At 32.2% G+C, this 16,231-nt stretch carries 20 protein-coding genes and 1 pseudogene; 7 read left to right on the top strand and 14 right to left on the bottom strand.

The genetic code is table 11. From position 1 onward, the window contains the following. Positions 1 to 278 precede the first annotated feature (278 nt). Together OWR28_RS06120 and OWR28_RS06115 are read left to right on the top strand one after the other, a co-directional pair. Positions 279 to 578 (top strand): cyclic nucleotide-binding domain-containing protein, encoded by a 300-nt coding sequence (locus OWR28_RS06120; RefSeq protein ID WP_332385900.1) that lies wholly within the window; start codon positions 279 to 281, stop codon positions 576 to 578. After that, a complete protein-coding gene (locus OWR28_RS06115; RefSeq protein ID WP_332385899.1) occupies positions 533 to 874 on the top strand; it encodes a helix-turn-helix domain-containing protein in 342 nt (113 codons plus the stop codon). Before OWR28_RS06120 ends, OWR28_RS06115 begins: the two co-directional genes overlap by 46 nt. 680 nt (positions 875 to 1,554) lie before the next feature. Here the strand turns inward: OWR28_RS06115 and OWR28_RS06110 are convergent. The 3 genes from OWR28_RS06110 to OWR28_RS06100 form a co-directional block, all read right to left on the bottom strand. Next, positions 1,555 to 1,773: a helix-turn-helix domain-containing protein gene (locus OWR28_RS06110; RefSeq protein WP_332385898.1), complete on the bottom strand. Its 219-nt coding sequence runs from the start codon at positions 1,771 to 1,773 to the stop codon at positions 1,555 to 1,557. Further along, on the bottom strand, positions 1,773 to 1,934 hold the full coding sequence (locus tag OWR28_RS06105; protein WP_332386338.1) for a hypothetical protein: 162 nt from the start codon (positions 1,932 to 1,934) through the stop codon (positions 1,773 to 1,775). The genes OWR28_RS06110 and OWR28_RS06105 overlap by 1 nt, the downstream gene beginning before the upstream one ends. Positions 1,935 to 2,217: 283 nt before the next feature. After that, a complete protein-coding gene (locus OWR28_RS06100) occupies positions 2,218 to 3,171 on the bottom strand; it encodes a beta-1,6-N-acetylglucosaminyltransferase (RefSeq protein WP_332385897.1) in 954 nt (317 codons plus the stop codon). A gap of 438 nt (positions 3,172 to 3,609) precedes the next feature. Between OWR28_RS06100 and OWR28_RS06095 the strand changes: the two genes are divergently transcribed. From OWR28_RS06095 to OWR28_RS06085, 3 genes are all read left to right on the top strand, one after another. Then, complete coding sequence (locus OWR28_RS06095) at positions 3,610 to 4,728, top strand: DEAD/DEAH box helicase (protein ID WP_332386337.1); 1,119 nt, start codon at positions 3,610 to 3,612, stop codon at positions 4,726 to 4,728. Positions 4,729 to 4,779: 51 nt separating this feature from the next. Next, positions 4,780 to 4,974 carry a cold-shock protein gene (locus tag OWR28_RS06090; RefSeq protein ID WP_002980989.1) on the top strand — a complete coding sequence of 65 codons (195 nt, stop codon included), beginning with the start codon at positions 4,780 to 4,782 and terminating at the stop codon, positions 4,972 to 4,974. A gap of 240 nt (positions 4,975 to 5,214) precedes the next feature. Next, on the top strand, positions 5,215 to 5,673 hold the full coding sequence (locus tag OWR28_RS06085) for a MaoC family dehydratase (RefSeq protein ID WP_332385896.1): 459 nt from the start codon (positions 5,215 to 5,217) through the stop codon (positions 5,671 to 5,673). A 91-nt stretch (positions 5,674 to 5,764) separates the two neighbouring features. Here the strand turns inward: OWR28_RS06085 and OWR28_RS06080 are convergent, their stop codons facing one another. From OWR28_RS06080 to OWR28_RS06055, 6 genes and pseudogenes are all read right to left on the bottom strand, one after another. After that, complete coding sequence (locus OWR28_RS06080; RefSeq protein ID WP_002980987.1) at positions 5,765 to 6,028, bottom strand: hypothetical protein; 264 nt, start codon at positions 6,026 to 6,028, stop codon at positions 5,765 to 5,767. Positions 6,029 to 6,070: 42 nt separating this feature from the next. After that, a complete protein-coding gene (locus OWR28_RS06075; protein ID WP_332385895.1) occupies positions 6,071 to 6,346 on the bottom strand; it encodes a hypothetical protein in 276 nt (91 codons plus the stop codon). 747 nt (positions 6,347 to 7,093) lie between these two features. Next, on the bottom strand, positions 7,094 to 7,432 hold the full coding sequence (locus OWR28_RS06070; protein WP_332385894.1) for a cupin domain-containing protein: 339 nt from the start codon (positions 7,430 to 7,432) through the stop codon (positions 7,094 to 7,096). A 126-nt stretch (positions 7,433 to 7,558) separates the two neighbouring features. Then, entirely contained in the window at positions 7,559 to 7,777 is a 219-nt protein-coding gene (locus tag OWR28_RS06065; protein WP_332385893.1) for a hypothetical protein, read from the bottom strand. A gap of 441 nt (positions 7,778 to 8,218) precedes the next feature. Continuing rightward, positions 8,219 to 8,413 (bottom strand): annotated as a pseudogene (locus tag OWR28_RS06060) (T9SS type A sorting domain-containing protein); the annotation flags it as partial. A 747-nt stretch (positions 8,414 to 9,160) separates the two neighbouring features. Next, a complete protein-coding gene (locus tag OWR28_RS06055) occupies positions 9,161 to 9,520 on the bottom strand; it encodes a hypothetical protein (protein ID WP_332385892.1) in 360 nt (119 codons plus the stop codon). A gap of 826 nt (positions 9,521 to 10,346) precedes the next feature. On the opposite strand from OWR28_RS06055, the gene OWR28_RS06050 reads away from it, so the two are divergent. After that, entirely contained in the window at positions 10,347 to 11,093 is a 747-nt protein-coding gene (locus OWR28_RS06050; protein WP_332385891.1) for a calcium:cation antiporter family protein, read from the top strand. Between the two features lie 38 nt (positions 11,094 to 11,131). Further along, positions 11,132 to 11,419: a calcium:cation antiporter family protein gene (locus tag OWR28_RS06045; protein ID WP_332385890.1), complete on the top strand. Its 288-nt coding sequence runs from the start codon at positions 11,132 to 11,134 to the stop codon at positions 11,417 to 11,419. Between the two features lie 1,285 nt (positions 11,420 to 12,704). Here OWR28_RS06045 and OWR28_RS06040 read toward each other — a convergent pair. The 5 genes from OWR28_RS06040 to OWR28_RS06020 are packed head-to-tail and all read right to left on the bottom strand — an operon-like array spanning position 12,705 to position 16,176. Further along, the gene (locus tag OWR28_RS06040) at positions 12,705 to 13,820 is read right to left on the bottom strand and encodes a hypothetical protein (protein WP_332385889.1); all 1,116 of its coding nucleotides are present in this window, start codon (positions 13,818 to 13,820) and stop codon (positions 12,705 to 12,707) included. 11 nt (positions 13,821 to 13,831) lie between these two features. Next, on the bottom strand, positions 13,832 to 14,464 hold the full coding sequence (locus tag OWR28_RS06035) for a glycosyltransferase (RefSeq protein ID WP_332385888.1): 633 nt from the start codon (positions 14,462 to 14,464) through the stop codon (positions 13,832 to 13,834). Positions 14,465 to 14,511: 47 nt separating this feature from the next. Then, the gene (locus OWR28_RS06030; protein ID WP_332385887.1) at positions 14,512 to 14,970 is read right to left on the bottom strand and encodes a hypothetical protein; all 459 of its coding nucleotides are present in this window, start codon (positions 14,968 to 14,970) and stop codon (positions 14,512 to 14,514) included. A gap of 45 nt (positions 14,971 to 15,015) precedes the next feature. After that, complete coding sequence (locus OWR28_RS06025) at positions 15,016 to 16,044, bottom strand: glycoside hydrolase family 130 protein (protein ID WP_332385886.1); 1,029 nt, start codon at positions 16,042 to 16,044, stop codon at positions 15,016 to 15,018. Then, complete coding sequence (locus tag OWR28_RS06020; protein WP_002980980.1) at positions 16,045 to 16,176, bottom strand: hypothetical protein; 132 nt, start codon at positions 16,174 to 16,176, stop codon at positions 16,045 to 16,047. Positions 16,177 to 16,231 lie beyond the last annotated feature (55 nt).

The raw sequence follows: 16,231 nt of genomic DNA, 5'->3' as shown, positions 1-16,231 counted from the left end.
TTGTAAAAATGAGAATTGTAGTGAAGATTAAATGAGTGGGTTATTTAGAAATGGTTTGAACATACGGTTTATGATGTAATTATATACTTTCATAAAAAAGCCAAAAGTCAAATAAAGTATTTATAAGATGGATTTTTACGAAAAAAAATATATTTTAATTTTTAACATGTAATACGTTATCATTTATTTTTTAATTGTGGATGGCTTAAAATTTGTATCGATGTATTATCAATTTTAACTGAGATATTCGTATAAAAGTCATTATAAAATAATAAAATATGATTATCGATGAAAATCTTTTGCTCGAAAATGGAGCGGTTTATGAGAACTATTCTGCAAAGGAAATTATCTATCTATTGGGAGATTGTCCCTATTATTATTTCCAAATTGTAAGAGGAATAGTGGAACTGAATAATTACCATGAGGATGGAAAGGAATTTACTCAAAATATCCTCTCGGATGGGCAGAGTTTTGGTGAATCACTTCTTTTTAGTGATAAGAAATATCCAACAAATGCTATTGCTAGAACAGAATGTACTATAATAAAGTTAAGAAAGTCAGATTTTTTAAGATGTTAGAGGAGAGGAAAGATCTAATGTTTTCCCTTTTCGCATATCTTTCCGATCGGCTTTTCTATAAATATATCATGCTTTTTAATAACTCATCCATTGACCCTATGTCAAAAATAAAGTCCTTGATGGATTATTACAAGGAGAGTTCAAGTTGTAAAAAACAATATTCATATGAAGTACCTTTAACCCGGCAGCAAATTGCGAATTTGACAGGTTTACGTGTTGAAACGGTCATTAGAACTGTAAAAAAAATGGAGAAGAAAGATATTATTAAGATTTATGGTCGTCATATTATGTACTAGTTCACATAAATTACGTTAAATTTTAATAAGCCTTCTGTTAATTGAAGGCTTATTGATTATAACCAACTGCTATTTTACATAAATATTTCTATACTTTTAGTACGTAATTTTATTTTTACGGTTATAAAATGGATAGAAGTTGTAACTTTTATCATTAGTGATCTCTAAACTTCTTCCATTAGCGAATATCTTCAAAATTTGAAAATCTTGATCGTAATCTTACGACTACTGTATTTGCCTGAAAAAGCTTCAGTATATAGTCTAAACTGTATGAGAGTATTATCTAACTCGTAAAGCGAATATGGATCTTGTATTTATTGCAATATTCTTATTGTGTTTCATTTTTTGAAGAATTAATTAAAATAAATATTTTTTTCAGATCTGGACTCTCATAACGATTAAGGAAGAATGATAAAATGATTTTAAACATCTGATTTCATTATGAATTTATTCTAAAAGTAAATCCTTATAATGTAGCTCTTAAGTCAAAAAAGAGAATTCCATAATTCTTAACACTTTTATATAATAAATAAAGCCTTGCATTGTTTATTATACTATTACTTCAGTAAGATGTGCGTTTTCTCAAATATTTTTATATATTGTTTGGTTACTAATCATGAAGACTAAAAGTTTCATTTTTACCAAGTAATTTTTGTTACAGGGAGATATAATAATATATATTAATAAAATATTTTACTATTGATAACCAGTAGTATTCCTAGATTTTGCAGTTTTTTAATTGTTCTTATAACCGTTTCAACTCGTAATCCTGTTAGCGATGCAATTTGCTGTCTGGTGAGAAATACTTGATAAGGATCAGTCAGAGATTTTGATTTTTTTAAGTAGTTGAATAGATTAATTATTTTTTCTGACGGGCTTTCTAATGCAAATCCTTTCATCAGGTATGTACAATGCATATTTTCTGCAGTACAACTATATAAACTAGCAGTATTTTGGGATTATCTTTTAGCATTAAATCAAAACCCAGTCTTTCCAATTTGATTATCCTAGAGTTCTCCACTGCAATGGCGCTTACAGAATATGGATGTTTTAAGAACAGGAAAAGTGCTCCTAGACAATCACCTTGGATAGAAATGTTGTGAATAAATTCACGACCCGCTTTTTCTCACTGACAATCTTCACACTTCCTGTTGAAATTTGAAAATAAGAGAGTACGTCATCATTTTCTTTAAATACATGTTTTCCCTTTGTAAAATTTACAATTTTAGCTTCACAGTTCATCAAAAGCTCCTCTTTGATCAGCATCAATTTTTATTTTAATTATTTATATGAAACTACCTTGTGTACAGTTCCTAATTTATTTACAAGTGTACAAAGTTTTCTTATGACCATTTGTCGTCGTGATCATTTCTCTTAAGTTCTCTTTCAACTTCATTAATTTCAGGTAAAGGAAGAAGATAAGTGTCATTAATATATTTTAGAATATTTTTATTTGTTTTATCATCTATTTTTCTAATGAAAAGGTTATTGGAGGATTTTAGAGTTTCGATGAAGTTGTCAGCATATTGGTCTTTACTAAAAAAAGTTTTTTCAATGACTGCTCTTTTATCATCATTCACAATAATATCACTAAAGGCTGTGTTGAGGAGTACTGTCTGGAAAAATGATTCAGCTGGTAAAAGAGTGTGAAGGTAATAATCTTCAAAATCCATTACCCTTTTATTATTAGTTAAAAATACACAGGTTTCTCTTGTAAGGATAAACCACTTCCCACCAATATAAGGTATAACGTCCTTCATAAATTCTCTTTTATAAATAAATGAAGATATTTTATGGGTTAGCTCTGTAAAATGATTTTGTATCCTTTGAAGTGTATCAGGCCTGTAAAATTTCTGGTCGTAATAAAAAAGATAATTTCTTCCGTTATTAACGGTAAGGAATTGACGGATAATATTTTGTGACTTGAGTGGGAAGTCTTCACCACTCAGGTTGATAAAATAATCCCAGTCATGACTTACATTCAAAAGATATTCCATCGCATTAAGTTCAGCCTGAATCATACTAAATCCTCCGGACACAATATTCATGCTTTCCAAAATATACACATTGGGGAAGTGTATTAGATATAATTGTATTTCTTCTGTAAATTCAGCTTTTGCTTTCCGGTCGATATGAATAAGGTAAAACTGATCCCTTGTATAAATTTTCTGAAACATCTCTTTAAATGCATCAGGTTTATGATGGATCATAATAAAGTAAGCAATTGTCACCTGCGGAGCTGAATGCAGATCGGTAGTTTGGGAATGGGGATGAGTTATGGGAAATGAAGTTTGCATGGGAGTAAAATTTAAAATCATCCGCAAAGGCAAACAATTCAGTTTATGTGCGTAAGGTACGAATATATTTTTGATAATCAGTTAATTAAATTTACTGTTGCCTAATTGTTTTGTTGTATATTTGCAATGCATTTATAAAACAGGTTTCTGCCTTTGCCATTCTGTAATAGTTTAAACTCACCATTTTTTCTTTCAGTTTTTGCTTTTTCAGCCACCCAATTATCAATCGGGTTTCGAATGTGAAAACACTCCACAAGTCTTTTCATCCTAGAAGGATACGTTATTGCAGGCTCATGAATACTACACAGGTATTTATCGGAAGTTAAGCAAGTAAAATGATGAAAAGAAAAGAATTTCTTTGTTCATCATTATGATACACCAATTCAAATTCTGAAAAGGGAATTTGCTTACAAAATATCAGGAAGACCGAACATTATGATGAGTTTCAAAAGTTTAAATTTAATCAATGCTATTATCCGTGCTGTAACAGAAGCAGGGTATTCTAAGCCAACTGAAATACAGTATACAGCAATACCCCATATTCTTGCAGGAAAAGATATTATAGGATGTGCCCAGACAGGTACAGGAAAAACGGCAGCATTTGCAATGCCTATTCTTCAGCTGTTAAAAAAATATACCCCTGATCATAAAGAGATCAGAACATTAATACTTACACCGACCCGCGAATTGGCAATACAGATTGAAGAGAATTTTGCTGTGTACAGCAAATATTTACCTTTATCACAGCTTTCTATTTATGGAGGAGTTTCAGCAGGTGGTCAGCTTGCGGCTCTTAGGAAAAGAGTAGATATTCTGGTGGCTACACCCGGCAGATTACTGGATTTGGTTACTCAAAGACATATTGATCTTTCTAAAATAGAAATATTTGTTTTGGATGAAGCAGACAGAATGCTGGACATGGGGTTTATCAATGATGTCAAAAAAGTTTTAAAGCTGATTCCCCAGAAAAGGCAGACCTTATTTTTTTCGGCCACAATGCCTTCAGGTATAAGAAAATTTGCGGAAACAATTCTGAATAATCCGGTAAAGGTTACTGTAACTCCGGTATCTTCAACCGCACAAACGGTGAAACAATCCGTTTATTTTGTGGAAAAAAGAGATAAGACGGGTTTGTTGATTGATTTATTGCAAAATGAAAATATGAGGCGTTCACTGGTTTTTACCCGTACTAAACATGTTGCCAATAAGCTGGTACAGCAATTGGAAGGAGTAGGGATTTTTGCTGCAGCGATTCATGGGAACAAATCTCAGACCGCAAGACAGAATGCACTTGATGATTTTAAAAGCAGTAAGATTAAAGTATTGATAGCTACAGATATTGCCGCCAGAGGAATTGATATTGATGATCTTCCTCATGTAGTAAACTATGAGCTTCCCAATATTCCGGAAACATATGTCCACAGGATCGGAAGAACCGGAAGGGCAGGAACGGAAGGTACTGCTATTTCATTTTGCGATACCGATGAGCGCTTAGATCTTAAAAATATTCAAAAACTGATAGGATTCACAATGCCGGTCAGATCATTTTATAAATAAAATCTGTAGAGTTTACAGAAAACAATAAATAATTTTTTAATAATAATTACAATGCAACAAGGCACAGTAAAATTTTTCAATGAAGCAAAAGGCTTCGGATTTATTTCTCCTACAGACGGGAGTAAAGATATATTTGTACATTCTTCAGGATTAGACTCAAGATCAATCCGTGAAAATGATAAAGTCGTTTTCGATGTACAAAAGAGTGATAAAGGTTTAAATGCGGTTAATGTAAAACTGGCATAATTAAGCTTTAATATCATCTGTTTGAAATAAATATTATTTTCAATTTCAGTATTATATTTTTATATTTTTTTACAATTCAAAGTCCAGTAATCTTTGGAATTTGAGTATATTGTTTGAAAGAACATTGGTGTAAGTTAAATTACTTTTTATTTTCCATTATGTTCATTTACCTCTCACATCGACGTGAGAGGTTTTTCAAGGAAGAATTTCAATCAGTCTAAATAAAAAAGACAGACAAACATGATTATCATTAACAATTTTAGAGAGTATAAGTCTTTTGAAGGACAAATGGTTGGGTTTTCTGACTGGCACACCATAGATCAGAAGCAGATCAACAGGTTTGCAGAAGCAACCTTAGATGACCAGTGGATCCATATTAATGAGGAAAAGGCAAAAAAAGAAGGGCCTTTTAAATCAACTATTGCTCATGGCTATTTGCTGTTATCACTGATCCCTTATCTCTGGAAACAAATTGCTGAGGTGAGAAATGTAAAAATGGAAATCAATTATGGGATTGAGAACCTTAAATTTGGCCAGGCTGTTCCTGTAGAGACTGATGTAAAACTACAGGCCACTGTGAAATCGGTGACAGATCTCAGAGGAACTATAAAAGTAGTAGTGGAAGCTAAACTTCTTATAAAGAATCATGCGAAACCCGCCTATACAGGGGATGTAATTTTTCTATATCATTTTTTATAATAAGAAGCCAGATTAAAAAAATTAAAATACGGGAAGCCTCCAATATCTTACTTTTTGGATTATGATACTAACATTTGATTAAATAACTTTTTCATATAAAATCATAGTGATCCAGTTTTATCACAAAATAATGTTCAATTGTTTTTTGAGCTTTTTTGCACATTGATAAAAGATCATTTCCTGATGTATTGTCAAAACTAAAGTCATCATGAGTTTTCACGATATATTCAGTTACTATTTCAATATTCATTAAATCAATTTCCATTACATCGGTTTTCAACCTATGCTCTTCTTTGAAGAAAGGAATTTTACGGAAAATAGAATCGTTAAAGCGGAAAAGGTGTATTGTTTTCATTATAAAAATATTTAATAAGTAAAAAATTTAGGTTGAGATTCATTAAGAAAGCTTATCTTTCATTTTTCTGCTGATCCCTCTTTTGGATAGTGTAGGTTCTGATGGTAATGGGTACAGGCCGCCTGAAAGTATATTTAGTAAACTGTTCCAAAAATTATTTTTTCTGTAGAATTCATGACTGTAGTTGGTTAATACTTTTAAGTATTCATCTTCATATTCCTTTGCTTCCTGTAGTGTGTAATTTTTTGGAATATTTTTAATAATGTCCATAGCAGTTTGGTTGAAGATTTTAGGCGAATATTTTTCTATAAAGTCCAATTCAATCCTGCATATCCCGATAAGTGGAATGAATAAAGAAAAATTTCATCGTAAAAGTTACAAATATTTACTTTCCATGATGATCTTTCTTCTTCAGGTAAAATCTGAGTAGTCAATAGAATGAGTTTTTTATGGGTTACTTCCATTTCATCTGTATAGACTTTGTTTTGCTGCCAGAATATAGATGCATTGATTTTATTTTTTAATAATATTTTCCAGTATATATTCAAACTGGATTCTAATATTCTTTATGTTCCTGCTCAGGTCTTCTAAAACAGATTGCCATAGGTTATGCTGGCTTAAACTGCAGTATGTGCTAAACATTAATCTTGATCTGTTAATAAGCTGCTGTAATTCTTTTAACATTCTTAGAATCTCTTTAGCATCTCTTTCTAAGGTTATGTTTGTATTTCGTAGATAGAACAGCGAGGTAAACTGGGAATAATAGGATCTTCTTGAAATATTTTTTTATTTCTGAGCCCCATTTTACTCTTTGGATGCTTAGTTAACTTTTTCATCAGAATTTTATTGTAAATCATTTTTCATGATAGCCCTTTTTTCAAAGGCCTTTTGCTGTATTATAAGGGAAATAAGATACTGTCTTAGATCTCTGATTGTTATATTTTTCTCTGTAAAGAAAAAAATAGTGGTGTTTCGTCTAGAAGCTCATAGAGTTCTGGAAATTCTTTTTGAATTTCAACTGTTTTTTTAAATATCTTTTTCGTTAAAATAGATATGGTATTCAGATTATTCATAGCCGCTTTTTATTATTGTTAATATCATCTTAAAGCGCTTATTTCCTTTTATAGAATGACGTTTATGGGCAGGAACGATAATGCATTCACCTTCTTCCATAAAGTAAGAAGCTCCGTCTATAATGATTTCAGCTTTACCTTCAATGATCTGTGCAACAGTATCGAAAGGAGAAATCTTTTCAGGTAACCCTTCTTTGTCATCAAAAGATAAAACACTGATACTGCCGGTCAGTTTTTCAAGTATATTTTTACTGACTACAGAATTTGGAATGTAATCTACAATCAGGCTGGTAATATATACTTTTGATTTTTCAAGTTCCCTATGATTCATCGCAGTGGGTTTAAACATAAAATGTGCAGATGGTAGTGTAAATAAAAGGGACAGAACTATCTAATATTCCATCCCTTTTTGCAGTTATATGTCTTTTCATTGGCTTTAACTGTCCTTGAAAACAATTTATGAAAGATTGATTTCTTTGATAATATTGAGAACTTCTTCACGGTTTTTTCTTAATCTGTTTCCGATCCTCTCCAACATTTCCCTTTCTTTCCCTTCTTCAAGCTTCAGATCGTGGTCCGTTAATGTTGAAAATTTTTCTTTCAGTTGTTTTGACTGCTCGACCCAGGCTCCAGGAGTTTTGAAAAATTTGTCGCCTTTGTTTTGGTTTGTGTCCATAAGTTGGATTTTAGTGTAACTTCATTGCTACCATACAAAGATGGGTGTTTAATAGTCTATTGTATTACAGATTGTTTCTTTAATATTGCACATATCACACTTTTACAAAATTCCAGCTTATTTTTAAGAATATGTAAGACGGTTGTTGAAAAAGGAGGATGTTATTATGTTAATACTTTCGGGAATAAAGAATAGATAAAAAATATTGTAGTAGCTGTTACTAATTTAATCCCCAGCTCTAAGTGGAGATTGTTTATTTATTGTTACCAACTGAATATTGAGCATATTTGCTGCTTTCAATTTCATTTATACATGTTGATTTATCATAACCACCTTGATTTGTTGCGATGCTATGATAATATGCTGCAACAACTTTTGTAAATTTATAAAATGAGGCTGTTTAAATAAGAAACAGCCTTTTATTTTAGTTCTATCAGACGACTAATTTTTTACAACTTTTTCTTTTACATCTTTTCCGTCAACAGTAATTGCCTCAATAAAATAAACACCTGAACTAATTGTTGATATGTTAATTTTATCAGTATTAAGGTTTTTTAAATCTTCAACTAGGATGCCACCTGCACTATAAATTCTAATATTTTTCATTTCTTTGGAAAAGTATAAGTATTCTGATACAGGGTTAGGAAAATACCCTTATACTTAAAGATGGTATAGGAGTGTCTTTTATTCCCAGTACTGAACAATGACCTAAATTATTTATAAATGTTCCATTTCCTAATTATCCCTGTCATTGAATCCCCAGGTGCATAATGAATTAATTTGTTTTGTAATCACATTCAATATTTTTCCAATCACCTGAATTTTGACCCAATCATTGTTACGCATGCCCATAAAGTGCCGTTAGTTTTTAAGATAAGATTATGATATATTGTTGTAGAAGTTTCCTTTCAATCATTCTCAAATCCTATTTGATGTGGGTTGAGGAGTCTATATAATTTCCTACGCCAAGTTGCCCTAATACATTGCTGCCCAAGACTATAAAGTTCCATTATTTTTTAAAGCAAAAGTATGACACTGCCCATTGAAACTAACTTATAATCTGTATCTTAGAGCTTTTGAAATTTATATTTCAACAAACATTTTTACTCCTAATGCCTGGGAGTTTTTTGTATAATAAAAACCCTCCTTTTTTAGGGGAGAGTCAAATGTACTATAGACTGTACAGATTTATGAGTTGTAAATGTATGTTTAATTAAATTGCATACGCACGAAACAAATTATACAATGTTAATTATTATTGTCGTATATGTAAAATTAATAAAATATACCACAATAATGATAATTTCATCAGATAGTGATTAATTTGGTATGCTGGTTGATGCGATAAAAAAAGTTTTATTTAACACACATCATTATAATTTATTATTCATTTTTACACTTTTTTAACCTCCCGATGCCCTGGGGAGGTTTTTGCATACTACACATGCCACATTTTTGATTACTTGTATTAAATGTCCGGTTTGCCGGAATTAACCGAATACTTACTCTATATTGAATATAAGGTTTTAGGAAGTTTTTATTTATTTCCCTTCTGGATTTTCTATTGGAAAAGGTAGGATATATTAACTTTTCAGATAACCCTTCTTTGTCATCAAAAGATAAAACACTGATATTGCATGTCAGTTTTTCCAGTATATTTTTACTGACTACACAATTTGGAATGTAATCTACAATCTGGCTTGTAATATATACTTTCGCTTTTTCAAGTTCTCTATGATTCATCAACTGTAGGTTTAAACATAAAAAAAGCAGATGGTATTGTAAATAAAAGAGACAGACCTGTCTAATATTCCATCCCTTTTTCCAGTGAAAGCGTTTGATAGATATATCTTTTCATTGGCTTTAATTGTCCTTGAAAACAATTTATGAAAGATTGATTTCTTTGATAATATTGAGAACTTCTTCACGGTTTTTTCTTAATCTGTTTCCGATCCTCTCCAGCATTTCCTTTTCTTTCCCTTCTTCAAGCTTCAGATCTTTGAAAATTTTTCTTTCAGCTGTTTTGACTGCTCAATCCAGGCTCCAGGAGTTTTGAAAAATTTGTCGCCTTTGTTTTGGTTTGTGTCCATAAGTTGGATTTTAGTGTAACTTCATTGCTACCATACAAAGATGGGTGTTTAATAGTCTATTGTATTATAGATTGTTTCTTTAATATCACACTTTTACAAAATTCCAGCTTCTTTTTAAGAATATGTAAGACGGTTGATCATAAAAACAGTTGCTTTGATGACTATTTATGAAGTAATGGAGATTTTTGAGCCTTAGGACATGATTACAAACCTAAAATACTACTATATTAATTCCAAATAAGTGATTAATTAATCGTATCTTGCTGAATAACTACATTGAACTGATGATCCGGACCCTAAGTTCCGATCTATTCACTTTTTCATTATTTGATATTTCCAGTATAACCTCTTTAGTCTGCTTCAAATCATTTATAGAAACTGTTTTGAAAAAGAGAATATAAATCTTGTGATTTTCTCCAAAGGACAATTCAATTGTAAAAATTATTAATGCTTTTATGTATATAAAAAAATATTTATGGATGTGGACGTTTTTGGTTCCTATTCTGGCGTGGTTATCTTATGTTGGCAATTTTGTTTTTTCATCAGGGTATTACTCTGTGATTCTTGCTTTATTTTTGATGGGAAGTGTTTTGGCAGCGGTGTATCATTCCGAAGTTATTGCCCATCGTTTGGGAGAGCCATTTGGAACTTTGCTTCTGGCATTTGCCATTACGGTCATAGAAGTAGGACTTATTATTTCTATTATGATGGGAGCAAAAGGCTTAGAAACCATTACCCTTGCCAGAGATACGGTTTTTGCTGCCGTAATGATAATCCTTACCGGAATCATTGGAAGCTGTATTGTGATAGGTTCGTTAAGATATAGGGAACAAAGCTTTACACTACAGGGGGTAAGTACGGCACTCATTACGCTTACCTCTGTGATTATTTTTGTGCTCATTCTCCCTAATTATACGGTAAGTCATCTCGGAGGTGAATATACCTCCTTTCAATTGCTTTTTATTGCCTTAATTTCTTTAGGGCTTTATCTTGGATTTACTATGATCCAAACGTTTAGACATCAAAGCTTTTTCATTTCTCCAGAGAACAAACTATCCAAAAATCAGCCTGTTCAAAGTAATTATGAAATGATTTCGCGAAAACAATTGTATATCAGTTGTATATTGTTACTATTATCCCTGGGAATTGTCGTTTTGCTGGCAAAGCTTCTTTCAAGGGATGTTGAGCATATAGTGGTTTCCGCGGGAGCCCCAAATCTCTTGTAGGTATTATTATTGCTGGTATTGTTCTTCTTCCTGAAGGGTTGGCTGCATTCAGGGCTGCAAAAAGTGATCAGATCCAAACCTCATTAAATCTGGCTTTTGGTTCTGCTTTGGCCAGTATCGGACTCAGTATTCCTGCTATAGCCATCATATCAGTAATAACCGGTATAAGAATGACATTAGGAATAGATATTAAATCAACAATACTTTTAGGACTTTCCCTTTTTATTATTACTGTTTCACTGGCAACAGGCAGAACCAATATCATGCAGGGGATTGTACTGATTGCTATATTTTTAATTTATCTTTTTATTACAATTGTACCATAAACCTATTTAAGTGATACATTATATAGCTTGATATGTACTGAAACAGCATCTTTAGTTTATATGATATGGTGGTTATATAGAATATATTTCATCAAACTCAATCCACAAAAACTTTTGAAGACTCAGGGAAATAATTTTTCCTTACCAAACAAACCGTTCTTTTAATTAACCACCGTCGGAAATCAAGTTAGAAAAAAGTACTCAGAAAATAATAAAAAGATTTTGCAATAAAAATTATGTATCGATATGACTAGTAAAAAATATTACTTCCAAGATAAAAGTCAGAATATTATATCAGAAGATCAGTTAATTGGAAAAAAGATGGATGAGATAGAATGTTTTCTTGCTGATTATCAATTACAAAAACTACATACAATAGAGCGTGTTTATATCCTGAAAAAAACATTTTTCGGAATATTTAAAATAAGACTTTATTTATATCTTAGTGAAGATACAGTATATAATTATACTATTCAATAAACATAAACATTGTTATACTTTTATTATTCTTTCCATTATAGCTTTATATTAAAACTCATATTTCTTTGGGATACCGATACTTGTTTTATTTTGCTTTGATGGTCTTTGAAAGCTATAATGTTATATTTTGTTGTTTCCTGTACGGCAGAGCCCCTTTGTAATTGTTAAATCATCTATTTCATTATAAGATTTTTAAGTCTTGTACTAAGCTTTTTAATAAGAGTTCGGCAGTTTTGGATATCTTTCTGGAATTTTCAAACTAATGGTTACTTTCTACTCGATAACTTTTTTATTACAACTGGATTCTTGGATAATAATAAATAAATTGGCTGATTTCTTTTGGCTACCTGTGGTTTTTCATAATTATTGCTAATTGTGCACCTCAGTTAGTAATTATGATTTCCTATATGAAAGTCTTATTAGCCTCCCTAATGCCCTATAGTAGATTATATAACAAAAACCCTCCTTTTTAGGGGAGAGTCAATTGTACTAATGAGAATGTACAACTATTATGAACAGTAAATGTAGGTGTTAATCAATTACATTTATATGCTGCAAGTCATACGATTCTATTTATTTTTGTCGTATATGCAGTAGAATTAATACAGTTATTTTAACTATTCTTAGGGAGTTTTTTATGAATAACTTTTTAATATGTCATTTCTGTGGATAAATGACCAACATCAGTGTTTGATCAGAAGTTTGACTGTTGGTTGGAATTACCAGTAAACTAATACTTTGCAGGCTATTGTCATGAATGCTATACTTATTTTCATTACAATGGATTACAACATTAATTATGCTATTACTTTTTAAAACAAAGCCTTGCCATGAGGTAGCTTACCGTGGATTCTGCTCCCTGATTAAGATTAACATTTTTCTCTTCAAGCCCATCATAACATCCACCTGTTGCAGGGTTATAAATAATCTGATGCAAATGATTCTTTCCTAAAAACCAACTAAAAGCATTCCTCATCATCTGCAAATATTTTTCATCATTAAAAACCTTGTAGAATGTAGATAAGGTTAGTATGGTATAAGCAACGTCAATAGGCTGTTCACCACCAATTGGTTCAGGACTATTAATCGTTTCTTTCTGCAGCCATCCTTTGTTAGATATTACTTTAATGCCTCCCTTACTAAATGTTTTAGAAAGCAAAAACTTGAATGATTCATTGGCAACCTGTTTATACATTTCGTCCTGGGTTGTAATCCACGCACACAATAAAGCTTCAGGGAGTACGCTGTTTCCGTAAGTAAGATAGCTTTCAAACCAATGCCAGTCTTTATGTTTCTCATGCTGATACATTTTTACCAGTCTGTTAGCCAGCTTTTTCAATAATGGAATATTGTTTTCAGAGTTTTGATAATGCAATCCCTTTATAATAAAAGCCATTGCACGGGTAGAATGAATTTTATCAATAGACGGAAGACATTTTTCAATGATGGACTCTGCTTCATCAGAAAACAGTCGTGGTAAGATTGCTTTTGTAGAAAGAAGGTATCCCAATGCCCAGATTGCCCTGCCATTGGAGTCTTCAAGGTTGGTTTCGTAGTTTTGTTGCGCAAATTCCTTGTCTTTATTTACATAGTTTAGAAAACTACCATCTGTTTGTTGACAAAACTTTATTACATTCAGGTAGGTTGAGATTAAGTCAAGATCAGATTCATCTCTGCTTACTTCATAATGTCTGCAGACTACAATCAAAGCACGGGCATTATCGTCCAAAGTATACCCGGAATTGATATCAGGTTTGTTGATTTTAGAAAATTGGATCATTCCAAAATCCGTTGTCATATTTTTGATATGGCTAAGATTGATAATCGGGAATGTATAGTGTAATGTCATTTTGTCTTTGTTGTATTGTTGAAATAATAAGGCGTGTGAAATAGAAGAATTCTCCCAGGCTGTGGGAGCCATTTTTTTCCAGACTATTTGATCGTAATTTTCTGTGCGGTTTCATTTTTCAATAATGTATTCACGGCAGCAGCAAGCTGTTCCGGAGCTTCAAAATCAATAATAATTCCCAGATCCTCATTTAAGACTTCCACAGCATGAGGAATAGGGGTAGAAACAATAGGGCATCCACAGCTGATGGCATAGGAAAAAGTACCGCTTACTGCCTGATTTCTGTCTTTTGAAGTGAAAAGATAGATATTGGTAAGCTGAAGATAATCTAACAACTCATTCAAAGGCAGATATTGGTTGATAAAGTACGTATGTTTTTCCAGATGAAGCCTCTTAATAGTATCCTGTAAAAAATCACGGTACTTCTCTCCTTCATATTTAATGATTCCGGGATGGGTCTTTCCGATAATCAGGAACATTACATCCGGATTTTGGGAAACGATTTCAGGCAGAGCTTCTAAAGTGGTTTCAATATTTTCCCAGCACCCAGTAAACCAAATGTTGAAAGTACCTTTTTTATCTTTAAGTCCGTATTTTGTTTTCAGTGAAATTTTATCGATAAATGGCAGCAAATGGGTACCGTGGGGTATCACTTTAATTTTATCATATGAAATATCATAATCATTGGTAAGGATATCCGCAGAAATACCGGTCATGACAATAATAGATTTTACGAAACTGCTGATTTCTTTTACCTTTTCTTTTAATTCCGAATCGGGTTTCGGCAGAACAGTGTGAAAAGTAATGATGAGGTCTTTCTGTAAATTTTGAAGGAAAAGAGTAATCCGTCTTGGGTTTCGTTGAAAAATCCAAATTCATGCTGGAGCATAACCAGTTGAATCCTGTCATTTTTGTTGATTTTATCAGCCAGCTCCAAGTAAGATATGGCATCGGATGTATTTAAGCGATATGCTGGATCTACTTCATATTGATAATGCTCATCCTCAGTTTCCATCGGGCAGGTAATGATGCTAAATGATTCTCTGAATTTTAACTTAAGGGATTGTATCAAATCCTGACAATAGGTTGCAATACCGCACACCTTAGGAGGAAAAGTACTTATAAAGATAATTTCAGGTTTATGATAAAATGTGTTTTTATTACTTTGTACAGATCGTCTTTTTGTCTTTTCCTCCACGTCTGATTTTATATTTTTATTCATGATGATATCTGTTTTAAAGTCTGACATCCTGTATTGAATAGTCAGTTATGGTGTGTACCGTAGTAATTCTTTCAGTAATTCTGAAATACTTAAAGAAGCAACAGCAATTCTTTGATCTGCTGCTCCATAGTAAACATGGAGTGTATCTCCTTCTACGATGGCTCCGGTAGGGAAGCAGACATTGTTTACTTCTCCTTTCTGTTCCCATTCTTCTTCAGGTTTGAAAAGAGGATAAGGAAGCCTTGAAGTTTCCTTTTGGGGATTATCAAGATCCAGTAAAGCAGCACATGCACTGTAAACATACCCTTCAATGGTATCATGTACCCCATGGTATATCAAAAGCCATCCATGCTTGGTTTCTATAGGGGGACATCCTCCGCCAATATAGCTTACTTCATGCTCATATTTAGGAGATAATACAATATGTTCTTTAAAATGAAGGAAGTAATCTTTCCAGAAATCTGGATTCAGATCTTCAATGCTTTCTATACCTGCAATTTGGATATCAGGTCTTATGCGATGAAGAAAATAAAGCTTACCGTTAATTCTTCTTGGGAAAAATATGACATTTTTGTCCCAAAGAAAGATCTCTTTATCTTTTTTATGAGCAGACGGGAGTTTGTTGAAACGTTTGTATTTTTCTCCTATTTCACCTTGGGACTCCGATAAAAATCTAAACTTATTATATGGAATTTTGGGAACAATTATTCCCTGTTTTTGCCATGAAGTAAGATCCTCTGATACGGCAAGTGTTCCCAATGCGTTAACCCCATCATAACTTGTATAGGTAATATAAAATAAATGATCGATTTTTACGATTCTTGGATCTTCAACCCCATGTTTTTCATATTCAAACTCAGGAATGATCACCGGACTGCTCAATCTTATTTCTATGGTCTTATAATCTGATAATATGCAGTATCCGATACTGGAGAAATTATTCCTGGCAAGAGCCCTGTAGAATAAGTGTATTTTTCCGCTATCCTGAATGACAGCAGGGTTTAAAACACCCTCACTCTCAAAGTCTAAAGTTGTTTTTCTAAGTATAATTCCGTCTCGTTTTACAGATACCAATCAGTTTACGTTATTTCGGGCTTCTTGTTCCCTTTCTCTTCGTTTACTCATTTTATCCTCCCGTTTCTCTTTTGCGGATTTTGCGGGTGGAGTCTTATCTGATTTCTTTTTTCCGTCTTTTTCTTTTGACATTGTGAAAATATTTTTTTGTTACCTGTAAATTTCAATCATTAAAAAAGGAAAGCTT

This window comes from Chryseobacterium sp. 1B4 (assembly GCF_036631475.1).
Taxonomy (GTDB): domain Bacteria; phylum Bacteroidota; class Bacteroidia; order Flavobacteriales; family Weeksellaceae; genus Chryseobacterium.
Note: the sequence above shows the minus strand (reverse complement) of the source record. Positions and strands in the feature narration are given on the sequence as shown.

What these genes read in the sequence shown, in the direction of transcription:
- OWR28_RS06120 (WP_332385900.1), top strand. Translation starts at nt 279, where the DNA reads ATGATTATCGATGAAAATCTTTTGCTCGAAAATGGAGCGGTTTATGAG.
- OWR28_RS06115 (WP_332385899.1), top strand. Translation starts at nt 533, where the DNA reads ATGTACTATAATAAAGTTAAGAAAGTCAGATTTTTTAAGATGTTAGAG.
- OWR28_RS06110 (WP_332385898.1), bottom strand. Translation starts at nt 1,773, where the DNA reads ATGAAAGGATTTGCATTAGAAAGCCCGTCAGAAAAAATAATTAATCTA.
- OWR28_RS06100 (WP_332385897.1), bottom strand. Translation starts at nt 3,171, where the DNA reads ATGCAAACTTCATTTCCCATAACTCATCCCCATTCCCAAACTACCGAT.
- OWR28_RS06095 (WP_332386337.1), top strand. Translation starts at nt 3,610, where the DNA reads ATGAGTTTCAAAAGTTTAAATTTAATCAATGCTATTATCCGTGCTGTA.
- OWR28_RS06090 (WP_002980989.1), top strand. Translation starts at nt 4,780, where the DNA reads ATGCAACAAGGCACAGTAAAATTTTTCAATGAAGCAAAAGGCTTCGGA.
- OWR28_RS06085 (WP_332385896.1), top strand. Translation starts at nt 5,215, where the DNA reads ATGATTATCATTAACAATTTTAGAGAGTATAAGTCTTTTGAAGGACAA.
- OWR28_RS06080 (WP_002980987.1), bottom strand. Translation starts at nt 6,028, where the DNA reads ATGAAAACAATACACCTTTTCCGCTTTAACGATTCTATTTTCCGTAAA.
- OWR28_RS06070 (WP_332385894.1), bottom strand. Translation starts at nt 7,432, where the DNA reads ATGAATCATAGGGAACTTGAAAAATCAAAAGTATATATTACCAGCCTG.
- OWR28_RS06065 (WP_332385893.1), bottom strand. Translation starts at nt 7,777, where the DNA reads ATGGACACAAACCAAAACAAAGGCGACAAATTTTTCAAAACTCCTGGA.
- OWR28_RS06055 (WP_332385892.1), bottom strand. Translation starts at nt 9,520, where the DNA reads ATGAATCATAGAGAACTTGAAAAAGCGAAAGTATATATTACAAGCCAG.
- OWR28_RS06050 (WP_332385891.1), top strand. Translation starts at nt 10,347, where the DNA reads ATGTGGACGTTTTTGGTTCCTATTCTGGCGTGGTTATCTTATGTTGGC.
- OWR28_RS06040 (WP_332385889.1), bottom strand. Translation starts at nt 13,820, where the DNA reads ATGGCTCCCACAGCCTGGGAGAATTCTTCTATTTCACACGCCTTATTA.
- OWR28_RS06035 (WP_332385888.1), bottom strand. Translation starts at nt 14,464, where the DNA reads ATGACCGGTATTTCTGCGGATATCCTTACCAATGATTATGATATTTCA.
- OWR28_RS06030 (WP_332385887.1), bottom strand. Translation starts at nt 14,970, where the DNA reads ATGAATAAAAATATAAAATCAGACGTGGAGGAAAAGACAAAAAGACGA.
- OWR28_RS06020 (WP_002980980.1), bottom strand. Translation starts at nt 16,176, where the DNA reads ATGTCAAAAGAAAAAGACGGAAAAAAGAAATCAGATAAGACTCCACCC.